The organism is Flavobacterium luminosum (assembly GCF_023635005.1).
Taxonomy (GTDB): Bacteria; Bacteroidota; Bacteroidia; order Flavobacteriales; family Flavobacteriaceae; genus Flavobacterium; species Flavobacterium luminosum.
This window is the reverse complement of the sequence record NZ_JAMLJM010000009.1, coordinates 90637-102506: the sequence shown is the minus strand read 5'-3', so window position 1 is coordinate 102506 and position 11870 is coordinate 90637. Positions and strand designations below refer to the sequence as shown.

Here is an 11870-nt window from a genome sequence, read left to right as displayed (position 1 = left end):
CTAACGTTTTGCGGCTTTGCGAAGGAGCGGATTAGAAAGACTAAACTTTCAATTTTGAACTAACTTAAGCAAAACCATTTTTTCTATTTGCTAATTTACATTTTAAAAGCAAATAAAAAATGGTTTTGCGGATTAAATGCACAAACCTTGAATTAACCACTTAACCCGCTCTTTTGCAAAACCGATGTTGGCGGTAGTTTTTTTATCTTATTTTGTGTAGGATTTCTTTCAGTTTGGGTTCAATATTTAGTTCATCAAATAGTTTTTCCGATAAATTTAATGAGTTCTCAAAAGCCAAAATGATGTTTTTGGGATTTAAATCTGATGTTACTTTTTTATACGCTGAATACCAAATCGTGTCAATGTCCTTTTCGAGACTTTTAGTCGGACTTTCCCAATGTTGCGTTTTGCTTGTTCTTGCTCTTATAAGCCAAAGCAAGTATTTCTGCACATTTGATAAACTGTGATGAGCGTGAGCAAATTCTTCTCGTTTAATCAAGTTGCTTGTTGTCAGTACAACATTCAGTAATGATTGGCTTAACCACAAAATATTTTCATTTGTTATTCTTTCAGGCGATTTCGTTTTGATTTGATTAAGCGTTTTCCTTAAAAGTCCATCTTTGTCGGTTAGGTTCATTTGGTCAAAATCGCTAAATTCAACAATTCCGTCCCAAGATTTGATAATTTCAATTTCCTCCGTTTTTAAAAAATGGAATTCTCCTCTGACCATATTCTCGAAAATAGCAACTTCACTTCCATATTCGTTTGTAAAATATAAAGCCAAAGGATGAATTTGATTTACCCATTTTTCTGTCGAGAAATTTTCTTTATTTTTCAAGAAGATGTAAAATTCGATGTCAGAATATTTGTCTCCTTCGTTTTTGGTAAATGAACCATACATAAAAACGGCGGAAACATTTTCGTCTTGTTGAGCTATATATTTTGTTTTGTCAATCATTTGTAACTGTGTCATTTTTCTAATTTTTAAATGTTGATAATAGAAATTTTCACTACTTTTCGAAAGCAATGAAAAAGTTTTACGTTGTTTATTTTGGACAGTTACTTATAGCTTCATCGGATTATACTTTTTTATGTTCAACATTCTGTTTGGTAAAATTACCGCCAACGTTCTGTGGCTTGTTTTTAGGTGGCGATTTTAACACCAAGCCAACACAAATATAAACTAATTATTAAATTTTACAACGGCGTTTTCGGATTATCACTAAACCGCCACTTGAAACAAACCGCTGTTAGCTGTAGTTTTTATAAACTTCTCGATTTTCTTCAATAGCTTTTTTATAGGTTTCAGAATCGTTGAGTTTTTTTAGATCAGTGATTAGTCTGTCAATATATTCTATTCCTAAATTATGATAGTTTTGTGTTTGTTCATCACTTAGCTCAATTTCACGCTGTATATCAGCAATTCCACCTAAGAAACACCATAAATAATATTTGTCTTCTATTTTTTGAAAAATGTAATCCCAATCTTTCCAATAAATTAACTTTCCTCGGGTATTTTTGATATCTAAATAGATTGGGAAGGATGAGAATTCAGAAAATTTTCCAGGAACAAATCCAACATATTGTATATTTTTATCATTTAATTCTGACTCTAATTTTATGATTTGATGTTGCATTAAATTAAATTGAGTTGAAAATTTATCAATTAGTTCATTCGTTTCTGAAAACCTATCAGTTGATACATAGTTTTCTATTTTCTGATTCAATTTAAATTCTGTTAACTCAACTTTAGATATAAAACTATATGTTTTTGCATTAATTAAAAGTATCATTATGTAAATTAATTTTCTTTGGGTGATTTTGTTGCAGTAAAATTACAGCTAACGTTTTGCGGCTTTGCGAAGGAGCGGATTAGAAAGACTAAACTTTCAATTTTGAACTAACTTAAGCAAAACCATTTTTTCTATTTGCTAATTTACATTTTAAAAGCAAATAAAAAATGGTTTTGCGGATTAAATGCACAAACCTTGAATTAACCACTTAACCCGCTCTTTTGCAAAACCGATGTTGGCGGTAGTTTTTTTATCTTATTTTGTGTAGGATTTCTTTCAGTTTGGGTTCAATATTTAGTTCATCAAATAGTTTTTCCGATAAATTTAATGAGTTCTCAAAAGCCAAAATGATGTTTTTGGGATTTAAATCTGATGTTACTTTTTTATACGCTGAATACCAAATCGTGTCAATGTCCTTTTCGAGACTTTTAGTCGGACTTTCCCAATGTTGCGTTTTGCTTGTTCTTGCTCTTATAAGCCAAAGCAAGTATTTCTGCACATTTGATAAACTGTGATGAGCGTGAGCAAATTCTTCTCGTTTAATCAAGTTGCTTGTTGTCAGTACAACATTCAGTAATGATTGGCTTAACCACAAAATATTTTCATTTGTTATTCTTTCAGGCGATTTCGTTTTGATTTGATTAAGCGTTTTCCTTAAAAGTCCATCTTTGTCGGTTAGGTTCATTTGGTCAAAATCGCTAAATTCAACAATTCCGTCCCAAGATTTGATAATTTCAATTTCCTCCGTTTTTAAAAAATGGAATTCTCCTCTGACCATATTCTCGAAAATAGCAACTTCACTTCCATATTCGTTTGTAAAATATAAAGCCAAAGGATGAATTTGATTTACCCATTTTTCTGTCGAGAAATTTTCTTTATTTTTCAAGAAGATGTAAAATTCGATGTCAGAATATTTGTCTCCTTCGTTTTTGGTAAATGAACCATACATAAAAACGGCGGAAACATTTTCGTCTTGTTGAGCTATATATTTTGTTTTGTCAATCATTTGTAACTGTGTCATTTTTCTAATTTTTAAATGTTGATAATAGAAATTTTCACTACTTTTCGAAAGCAATGAAAAAGTTTTACGTTGTTTATTTTGGACAGTTACTTATAGCTTCATCGGATTATACTTTTTTATGTTCAACATTCTGTTTGGTAAAATTACCGCCAACTCGTAAATAGGCGAACCTTATTACGGGTGTTTTTTAGTTTTTTATTGTTTTTCAATAAGTTACAAAATACTATTTAAAAAAGTGTACTTCGTTTTTTAAAATAGTTTTCTTCGCTTGTATACAAATGTAATTATATTTATTAAATAAAAAAGTGTAATGAAAAACTTATAAATAATTATGATTCAATTCGGATATTTTTTCTTGACAATGCTTTTCTAGCTTATCAAAAAAAAGACTGAATTCAGTTTCAAATTCTGTATAAAATTCTTTCACTTCATGGATAGCTTCTTGCATGTGAACGCGTTGATGAGTTCGATGATCCATTTGAAATAAAATCATTTTTAAGCCTTCCAAAGTGGCATAACTATTAAACCAATCGCGCGCAATCATGTACGGAATCATTTTTTGTGTTTTTTCATTGAGGAGTCCATGATTTTTTAATAAAGATTGATAAAAGTTTTGAGTATAGTTTTTTAAATTTTCAGGGTGGTATTGTGACCAATTTTTCGCTAAAAAATGATCGTATACAATATCCATGATTACTCCGGAATAATGCCCGTATTTTTCATGAAGACGGTGTTTACTTTGTCTATAAATAGGATGAGCATCAGTGAAAGTATCAATGCTACGATGTAATAAAATTCCTTTCTGAATTTCTATAGGATAGTTTTGGTATTGATGCCCACGTATACCATCAGCCATAAAATTACCAATGCGCAAAAGTTCATTTTCGCCTGAAAGATAGGTATGTGCTAAGAAATTCATCTATTCATAGTCTTAAGTAATCAAATATACAAACTTTCAGTTGGTATTGGTATTTGTTAAAAAATCTTTTGCAACTGTATTTGATAGAACTTGGTAACCTTTATATTTGTATTTTGTAATTAATTCGTGTTTAAAATATGACGTTAATAAAATCTATTTCAGGAATTAGGGGAACTATTGGTGGAAAAGTAGGGGAGAACCTGACTCCTGTGGATGCTGTGAAATTTGCATCGGCTTATGGAACTTTTTTAAAACAAAATAGTAACAAGACGAAACTAAAAGTGTGTATAGGTCGTGATGCTCGTATTTCCGGTCCTATGATTCATAATTTAGTGGTAAATACTTTAGTTGGATTGGGGATAGATGTAATCGATTTGGGATTGTCTACGACTCCAACAGTGGAAGTGGCTGTTCCTTTAGAACAAGCGGATGGTGGAATTATTCTTACGGCTTCTCATAACCCGAAACAATGGAACGCTTTAAAATTATTGAATGCTAAAGGTGAATTTTTAAACGGTTCTGAAGGTGCTAAAATCCTTGAAATTGCCGAATCGGAAGCGTTTGATTTTTCAGAGGTCGATTTTTTAGGTGAAGTAATTCATAATGATGCTTACATGGACATTCATATCGATGAAGTCTTGAATTTACCTCTAGTAGATGTGGAAGCTGTAGCTCAGAAAAAGTTCAAAGTAGTGGTAGATGGTGTGAATTCTTCGGGTGGTATTATTATTCCGAAGTTGTTGGAACAAATGGGCGTTGAAGTGGTGAAATTATACTGTGAACCTAATGGTCATTTTCCTCACAATCCAGAACCATTGAAAGAACATCTGGGAGATATTTGTAAATTAGTCCAAGAAGAAAAGGCTGATTTTGGAATCGTGGTGGATCCCGATGTAGATCGTTTGGCGTTTATTTCTAACGATGGTGAAATGTTTGGAGAAGAATATACTTTGGTTGCTGTAGCCGATTATGTTTTGAGTAAAACACCAGGAAACACGGTTTCGAATATGTCTTCTTCTAGAGCTTTACGCGATATTACCGAAAAACACAAGGGAAGTTATCAAGCGAGTGCTGTAGGTGAGGTCAATGTAGTTGAGTTAATGAAAGCTACAAATGCGATAATAGGAGGAGAAGGTAATGGAGGTATTATTTATCCTGAACTGCACTACGGAAGGGATGCGTTAGTGGGAGTAGCATTATTTTTGACCTATTTAGCAAATCAGCAAAAGACAGTAGCTGAGTTAAGAGCGTCTTATCCACAGTATTTTATGAGTAAAAATAAAATCGAATTGACTCCTCAAATCGATGTAGATGCTGTATTAGCAAAGATGACTGAGCAGTACAAAGCAGAAGAGATTTCTACAATTGATGGAGTGAAAATTGATTTTGCTTCTGAATGGGTGCATTTGCGAAAATCAAATACTGAGCCTATAATTCGAATTTATACCGAAGCTTCTACGCAATCTGCTGCAGATGATTTGGCAGAGCGTTTTGTTGGCGAATTAAAAGTAATCGCTGGTATTTAAAAAAAAATAACCCTGAACTTATGTTCAGGGTTGTTTTTTAATGTCTTCCGTGTCCTCTGCCATGACCATTTCCTCTTCCGTGATCATGGTGGTCGTGATCATGATCATCATGGTGGCGATGATGATGTCTGTGAGCTTTCACTTTCTTAGGTTTTTTGTATTTTACAACATGAACATGGTTTTCTCTGTAAGGTCTTTCTCCAACAAAATCTAATTCAATTTGTGTGCTTTTACCTAGATTTATACCAATGAAAAGTTTTGGTAAAGTAGCACTCACTCTCCAATTAGAACCGCTAAGATAAATATAGTTGCGCGTGTTTAGATCATAATAGAAATTTCTATCAGGGAAATACACATATCTTGTTTTAGCGCGATAACCGTGTGCAGGTGCCCATGGTGGTGGTCCTTGTGAAAATAGATTGTCAGGGATAATTAAAAATAGAAAAAGTGCAATAATAAATGTTCTGCTTAAATTTTTCATAGTTGTTATAGGTTAAGTGGTTATAACGTCAAATATAAAAATTATTGTTTGTTTTAAAAAAACGTTTCAAGTTTAAATGTGAATAATCAATAAATAGGCCAAAATAAAATCTATGGCTATTCTGGATAAATTTAATTATTTGACCTTTTTGTTGTCGAGAAAATTTTCGTTGTATTCTATGGCACCGTTGCGGTCATAACGAGTAAAATTTCCATGTTTCATATTATTTTTAAAATGACCAATTTGCCATAAATCACCATTTTCACGATAAAAAAGCCACTCGTCTTCCATAAGATTGTTGATATAAGGTCCTTTGGCTTTAATAATCCCATTTTTATAGAAAAAGGTGAGCACATTATCCTCCAGAGTTGAAATAATTTGACCGTTACTATAATGTGTTTTTTGTTGCATCGTTTCTCTAATTTATGGTATTCTATTTAGCAATTTAACTAAAATTTTCATAATTCAATTTCTAGTTTTCATTTACAAAATTGACTAATAATGGTGCAATGAGTAATGAAAATGAATTGGTATGATTAATTACGAACTACAGGATAGCATAGAACAGCCAATTTTGGTTTTGGCCCATTCGGGACGTTTGGTAAACCATCTTTCATAATCCGGTTGTTCGTCATAAGGTTTTTGTAAGAGCGTAAATAGCTCGTCTATTAATTGATAATTTCCTTTCTCTGCTTCTTCAATAGCCAATTGAGCCATATAATTTCTAAGGACGTATTTGGGATTTACCTGATTCATATTTTTGCTTCGCTCTTCATCCGTAAGCAGTTCGTTTTGTAATCGGTTTAAATAAACGCTAAACCAATCCAACCATTGTCTTTTCATAGCCTCGGTGATTCTTTCAGGATAATAAAAAGAACTGGATATTTTATCTAAAGCAATACTTGAGGTATCTTCTTTTTTTATTGTTGAAAGTAATCTAAAGAAAATAGTAAAATCAGTAGAGGTAACTTTAAGATTTTGAGTAAGTTCTGTTAAAAATTTATCTTCATTTTCTATGGTGTTTTCTAATCCTAATTTTCGAAGCATCATTTGTTGATAACCTCTTTCAAAGTCGATAGGATATTGCTCTAAAATACGTTGAAGTCCATCGCTTTCCTGAAGTAATGGATACAAAGCATTAGCTAATTGATATAAATTCCATAAAGCGACTTCTGGCTGATTTCCGAAACGATAGCGGCGGTATTCACGATCCGTTGTGTTGGGAGTCCAATCGGGATCAAAATCTTCGAGCCAGCCATAAGGTCCGTAATCTATGGTAATACCATGAATCGACATATTATCAGTATTCATAACGCCATGAACAAAACCAACTCGTTGCCAGTGTAAAACCATAGCTAAAGTCGATTGTACTACTTTCTGAAAAAAGTCTAGATATTTCTGTTTTCCTTCGGAATAAATTTCAGGGAAATGGTGAGAAATGGTGTAATCGGTCAATTGTTGCAAAGTAGCTATATCGTTTCTCGAAGCGTGAATTTCGAAATTTCCAAATCTAATGAAGGAAGGTGCTACACGCGCAACAATAGCTCCTTGTTCGTAGGCAGGGTTTCCATTGTACAAAACATCACGTAATACCTTGTTTCCACTAGATATTAAAGATAGCGAGCGGGTAGTAGGAACTCCTAAATGATGCATCGCTTCGGCGCAAAGATATTCTCGTATTGAAGAACGCAATACTGCCAAGCCATCGGCAGTTCTTGAATATGGAGTTTTTCCAGCTCCTTTTAATTGAACGGTGTAGCCATTACTTTCAAATAAATTAATAGCTCTACCGTCTCCCAATTGCCCTGCCCAATTTCCAAACTGATGTCCACCATAACACATGGAATAGGGCTGAGTGTTTTTTAAAATAATAGCACCGGAAAAAAGATCAGTAAAATGATTTTTGTTTTCTTTAGTGTATTGTAAACCAATATTTTGAAAAACTTCTTTTGAAGTATGAATTAAAGTAGGATTAACGGGTTTCGTTGGAGTTACGAACGAATAACAAGCGCCAAAAACTTTACGTACTTCATTAGATGTTTCCGGATCTCCCGGTAAAGATTGGGTGAATGTATTTTGGGGTATGAACGGCATGATAATCTTCAATTAGAGGTTGGAATTTTACTTTTCAAAAATAGGGATAAAACAAAGAAAATAACGTTATAAAATTGGTAAAAAATGTATATTTGACACAAATTTCAACACAATGTCGACCAATACGGTAAATACCTCGTTAGAGCTCTATTTTAAACAGTTTAGAGATCAAATAATCGGAATCAATCAAGAGTTTCAATCCCCTTTTGGAACTCAAAAAATAATCTATACGGATTGGACCGCCTCAGGTCGTTTGTACCGTCCAATTGAAGAGAAAATCATCAACGATTTTGGACCGTTTGTAGCCAACACTCATACAGAAACCACGGTTTCGGGTACAGCAATGACAATGGCGTATCATCAAGCGCGCCACATTATCAAAAATCATGTAAACGCAAATGCAAATGATGTTTTAATTACTGACGGTACGGGAATGACTGGTGTGGTAAATAAGTTTCAACGTATTTTAGGATTGCGTGTATCTGAAAATTTAAAAGAATTCACCAATATCCCTCAAGAAGTACGTCCCATCGTATTTATTTCACACATGGAACACCATTCGAATCAGACTTCATGGTTAGAAACGATTGCAGATGTGGTTGTGATTCCAGCCGATGAGGAAGGTTTGTTCTCTATGGAGAATTTTAAAAAATTAGTGGAGCAATACAAAGACAGAAGTTTTAAAATTGCCTCGATGACCTCTTGTTCCAATGTTACTGGGATTCAAACTCCTTATCACGAAGTAGCCAAATGGATGCATCAAAATGGAGGTGTTTGTTTTGTAGATTTTGCTTGTTCAGGTCCTTATGTAACTATAGATATGCACCCCGAAGATCCTGAAGCTTATTTGGATGCGATCTTTTTTTCGCCGCATAAATTCTTAGGAGGACCAGGAACTTCTGGTGTATTAATTTTTAATAAAAATTTATACAAGAACAATGTGCCGGATTGCCCAGGAGGAGGAACTGTGTCATGGACTAATCCTTGGGGAGAACACAAATATATTGATAATATAGAGGATAGAGAAGATGGTGGAACTCCGGGGTTTTTACAAGTAATTAAAACAGCATTGGCTATTCAATTGAAAGAAAAAATGGGAGTCGATAATATTCTGCAAAGAGAACATGAGATTGTCGATTATATTTTTGATGAATTATCCAAAGAATCAAATATTAACATCTTGGCAGGTCAACACAAAGATCGATTGGGAGTTATTTCTTTTTACATAGACGATTTGCATTATAACCTAGGGGTGAAATTGTTAAATGATCGTTTTGGAATTCAAACCCGCGGTGGCTGTAGTTGTGCAGGGACGTATGGACATTATTTACTCCATGTAGATCAGGAAACCTCCAATGCGATTACTTGCAATATTGATTCAGGAGATTTGGTTCAAAAACCAGGATGGATACGTATGTCGATTCACCCAACGACTACCAATGCTGAGATTGAGTATGTGTGTCAATCTATCAGGAAATTGGCACAAAACCATAAGGAGTGGGCCAAAGATTATAATTACAATCCTGCAACAAACGAGTATCTACATAAAGAGGCTCAAAAAGTAGAAAAAGAATTGATTCATAAATGGTTTACCATATAATACACAAAAAAAGCTCGGTTTTTCCGAGCTTTTTTTGTGTATTATTTTCGATGTTTCCATCTTTTGTGTGTCCACAGATAGTATTCTGGTGTTTCTAATATTTGTGCTTCTACTTTACGAAGATAAGTTTCTGTGATTTGATAATCGGGTATGCTTTTGGTATTTCCTTCTGCTAAAACTTCGAAGGTCGCCTCGTAAAACCCACGTTTTACTTTCTTAACTTTCAAAAAAATCACATTCATATCAAATTGTTTGGCCAACAATTCAGCACCTACATGAACCGGAGTTTCGATTCCCATGAACGTAGACCAGTAATTTTTAGGAGATCTTCTTGGAGTTTGATCACTCGCAAAGCCATAGACACACAATCTTCCTTCTTTATGATCTTTTTGGATGGTAGCTTTGGTTTCTTTAGTAGTTACCAAATGAGCTTTGTATTTAGAACGGATGTCTTTTACTAATTTGTCAAAGTGAGGATTTGCTACTTTCTTGTAAATTCCTACTCCTCTAAAATTAATGTAATGATTCATGGAAATTAACCATTCGTAGCTGGCATAATGAGACGCCAATAGTACAATACTTTTTCCTTTTTTTTCTAGATCCAGGTATACATCAAAATTGGCAAAAGAAAATCTTTTTTCAATTTCTTCTTTCGTAATACTTAAAGTCTTTATCATTTCCAGAAACATGTCGCACAAATGCTGAAACGATTTTTTTTCGATGATTAACCGTTCCTGTTCAGATAAATGCGGTAAGGCTAAAGCCAAATTTTTTCGAACTGTATTTTTTCTGTAGCCAATGATGTAATAAACCAGAAAAAATACAACGTCAGATAAAAGGTATAACAATCGGAAAGGTAGCTTCGAAATAAGCCACAACATAGGATATATAATAGCAAATACTAAAAATTGCATAAGTTGATTTTTGGGACAAATATAAGTTTTATTCTGGTTTTGACCGTTATCTTGTTTCAAATGCTTTTGGTATCTTTACATAAAATTTAATCTATGAATCCTTTTTTAATAGCGATTATTGTAGCTAATGTCTTAGTAAGTTTTAAAGCCTTTAACGATCTATACTTTTTTAGAAAAAATGAATTTCACATTGGAAGCATCCGCGCCGGAGAACAATTCCGTATGTTTACTTCTGCTTTTTTGCATGCCGATGTTGCTCATTTGTTTTTTAATATGTTTACCTTATTCATGTTTGCTCCCGTAGTCATCGGATACATGGGAAGTTTCTCTTTTGTGTTAATTTACCTAGGGAGTCTAATCAGTGGTAACTTATTGACATTATATTTTCATCAAAATGATTATGGATACCGAGCTGTTGGTGCTTCTGGAGCGGTAACGGGAGTATTATATGCGGCTATTTTACTGAATCCGGATATGAGTTTGTATTTGTTTTTTATACCTATTCCTATACCGGCTTATCTTTTTGGTATTGGTTATCTGTTGTATTCTATTTACGGGATGAAAGCTAAAAATGATAACATAGGACATACGGCGCATTTTGGAGGGGCCATAGGAGGTTATGCGATAACTCTAATGAAAGTACCTTCTTTAGTAACGGATAATTTATTCATGGTGCTGCTTTTAGCGATTCCTATTGTTATTTTATTTGTTCTGGAGAAAACAGGGAAATTATAATTGGCACAACTTTTGAAAAACAACTAGAAAACGAAATATTATGAAAAATCTAATAGTAATTTTAGCTACCTTTTTTACAGTGATGACTCAGGCACAAATTTCAAAAGAAAATGCAATTCCTCAGATTAATGTGTCTGGTGAAGGAAAAATTAAAGTAACTCCGGACATTGCAACTATTACAATTGGTGTGGAAAATTCAGGAAAAGACGCCGCTACAGTTAAAAAATTGAATGATGAAACTATTGATAAAGTCATTAAGTACATCAAAAAAAATAACATCCCACAATCGGATTTTCAAACAGCGCAAGTAAGTTTGCACAAGTCTTACGATTATGTAAAAAAGAAATACAATTATGTTGCCAATCAAACTTTGACTGTGACGTTGAAAGATTTGAAAAAGTATGACGAATTTATGATGGGATTGACTGATACAGGTATTACTAATATTAATGGTGTAGAGTTTAAATCGTCTAAACTAGCACAATACGAAACAGAAGCTCGTAAAAAAGCTGCGGGTGTGGCAAAACAAAAAGCAATAGATTATACCGAAGCTTTAGGTCAAAAAGTTGGTAAAGTATTATTGATTACCGACAATTCAAACACCTATTATCCACAACCGGTTTTTAAAGCAATGCGAGCAGAGGCTCTAAGTGATAATAGTCCGAAAGAGACTTTGGCCATTGGAGAAATAGAAATCACAGCTAACGTCACAATTATCTTTGCTGTAGAATAATCAAAGCCTCGCAAAAGCGAGGTTTTTTTTTATGTTCTTTTTGAGGATAAACCC

12 protein-coding genes are annotated in these 11870 nt (G+C 33.5%); 4 read left to right on the top strand and 8 right to left on the bottom strand.

Annotated features, from left to right (window positions below):
• Window positions 1–202: 202 nt before the first annotated feature.
• The 4 genes from lnu(H) (NAT50_RS11020) to NAT50_RS11005 form a co-directional block, all read right to left on the bottom strand.
• On the bottom strand, window positions 203–973 hold the full coding sequence (gene lnu(H), locus NAT50_RS11020; RefSeq protein ID WP_077564604.1) for a lincosamide nucleotidyltransferase Lnu(H): 771 nt from the start codon (window positions 971–973) through the stop codon (window positions 203–205).
• Between the two features lie 277 nt (window positions 974–1250).
• On the bottom strand, window positions 1251–1793 hold the full coding sequence (locus NAT50_RS11015) for a hypothetical protein (protein ID WP_250593279.1): 543 nt from the start codon (window positions 1791–1793) through the stop codon (window positions 1251–1253).
• A 250-nt stretch (window positions 1794–2043) separates the two neighbouring features.
• Window positions 2044–2814 carry a lincosamide nucleotidyltransferase Lnu(H) gene (gene lnu(H) / locus NAT50_RS11010; protein ID WP_077564604.1) on the bottom strand — a complete coding sequence of 257 codons (771 nt, stop codon included), beginning with the start codon at window positions 2812–2814 and terminating at the stop codon, window positions 2044–2046.
• A gap of 319 nt (window positions 2815–3133) precedes the next feature.
• Window positions 3134–3733, bottom strand: a complete 600-nt coding sequence (locus tag NAT50_RS11005) for an acyl carrier protein phosphodiesterase (RefSeq protein WP_250593278.1) — start codon at window positions 3731–3733, stop codon at window positions 3134–3136.
• A gap of 137 nt (window positions 3734–3870) precedes the next feature.
• Here NAT50_RS11005 and glmM point away from each other — a divergent pair, with 137 nt between their 5' ends.
• Complete coding sequence (gene glmM / locus NAT50_RS11000) at window positions 3871–5259, top strand: phosphoglucosamine mutase (protein WP_250593277.1); 1389 nt, start codon at window positions 3871–3873, stop codon at window positions 5257–5259.
• Window positions 5260–5296: 37 nt separating this feature from the next.
• On the opposite strand, the gene NAT50_RS10995 is transcribed toward glmM, so the two are convergent.
• The 3 genes from NAT50_RS10995 to NAT50_RS10985 form a co-directional block, all read right to left on the bottom strand.
• Complete coding sequence (locus NAT50_RS10995) at window positions 5297–5740, bottom strand: hypothetical protein (RefSeq protein WP_250593276.1); 444 nt, start codon at window positions 5738–5740, stop codon at window positions 5297–5299.
• Between the two features lie 135 nt (window positions 5741–5875).
• On the bottom strand, window positions 5876–6151 hold the full coding sequence (locus NAT50_RS10990) for a toxin-antitoxin system YwqK family antitoxin (RefSeq protein ID WP_250593275.1): 276 nt from the start codon (window positions 6149–6151) through the stop codon (window positions 5876–5878).
• 129 nt (window positions 6152–6280) lie between these two features.
• Complete coding sequence (locus NAT50_RS10985) at window positions 6281–7834, bottom strand: protein adenylyltransferase SelO (protein WP_250593274.1); 1554 nt, start codon at window positions 7832–7834, stop codon at window positions 6281–6283.
• Between the two features lie 112 nt (window positions 7835–7946).
• Here NAT50_RS10985 and NAT50_RS10980 point away from each other — a divergent pair, with 112 nt between their 5' ends.
• Complete coding sequence (locus NAT50_RS10980) at window positions 7947–9434, top strand: aminotransferase class V-fold PLP-dependent enzyme (protein WP_250593273.1); 1488 nt, start codon at window positions 7947–7949, stop codon at window positions 9432–9434.
• Between the two features lie 41 nt (window positions 9435–9475).
• Here NAT50_RS10980 and NAT50_RS10975 read toward each other — a convergent pair whose 3' ends face one another.
• Complete coding sequence (locus NAT50_RS10975) at window positions 9476–10348, bottom strand: lysophospholipid acyltransferase family protein (RefSeq protein ID WP_250593272.1); 873 nt, start codon at window positions 10346–10348, stop codon at window positions 9476–9478.
• Between the two features lie 93 nt (window positions 10349–10441).
• On the opposite strand from NAT50_RS10975, the gene NAT50_RS10970 reads away from it, so the two are divergent.
• Window positions 10442–11083 carry a rhomboid family intramembrane serine protease gene (locus NAT50_RS10970; RefSeq protein WP_250593271.1) on the top strand — a complete coding sequence of 214 codons (642 nt, stop codon included), beginning with the start codon at window positions 10442–10444 and terminating at the stop codon, window positions 11081–11083.
• A 40-nt stretch (window positions 11084–11123) separates the two neighbouring features.
• The gene (locus NAT50_RS10965; protein ID WP_250593270.1) at window positions 11124–11816 is read left to right on the top strand and encodes an SIMPL domain-containing protein; all 693 of its coding nucleotides are present in this window, start codon (window positions 11124–11126) and stop codon (window positions 11814–11816) included.
• The last annotated feature ends 54 nt before the right edge of the window (window positions 11817–11870 follow it).

Coding starts and splice junctions, on each gene's coding strand:
- NAT50_RS11015 (WP_250593279.1), bottom strand. CDS start 1,793: ATGATACTTTTAATTAATGCAAAAACATATAGTTTTATATCTAAAGTT.
- NAT50_RS11005 (WP_250593278.1), bottom strand. CDS start 3,733: ATGAATTTCTTAGCACATACCTATCTTTCAGGCGAAAATGAACTTTTG.
- glmM (WP_250593277.1), top strand. CDS start 3,871: ATGACGTTAATAAAATCTATTTCAGGAATTAGGGGAACTATTGGTGGA.
- NAT50_RS10995 (WP_250593276.1), bottom strand. CDS start 5,740: ATGAAAAATTTAAGCAGAACATTTATTATTGCACTTTTTCTATTTTTA.
- NAT50_RS10990 (WP_250593275.1), bottom strand. CDS start 6,151: ATGCAACAAAAAACACATTATAGTAACGGTCAAATTATTTCAACTCTG.
- NAT50_RS10985 (WP_250593274.1), bottom strand. CDS start 7,834: ATGCCGTTCATACCCCAAAATACATTCACCCAATCTTTACCGGGAGAT.
- NAT50_RS10980 (WP_250593273.1), top strand. CDS start 7,947: ATGTCGACCAATACGGTAAATACCTCGTTAGAGCTCTATTTTAAACAG.
- NAT50_RS10975 (WP_250593272.1), bottom strand. CDS start 10,348: ATGCAATTTTTAGTATTTGCTATTATATATCCTATGTTGTGGCTTATT.
- NAT50_RS10970 (WP_250593271.1), top strand. CDS start 10,442: ATGAATCCTTTTTTAATAGCGATTATTGTAGCTAATGTCTTAGTAAGT.
- NAT50_RS10965 (WP_250593270.1), top strand. CDS start 11,124: ATGAAAAATCTAATAGTAATTTTAGCTACCTTTTTTACAGTGATGACT.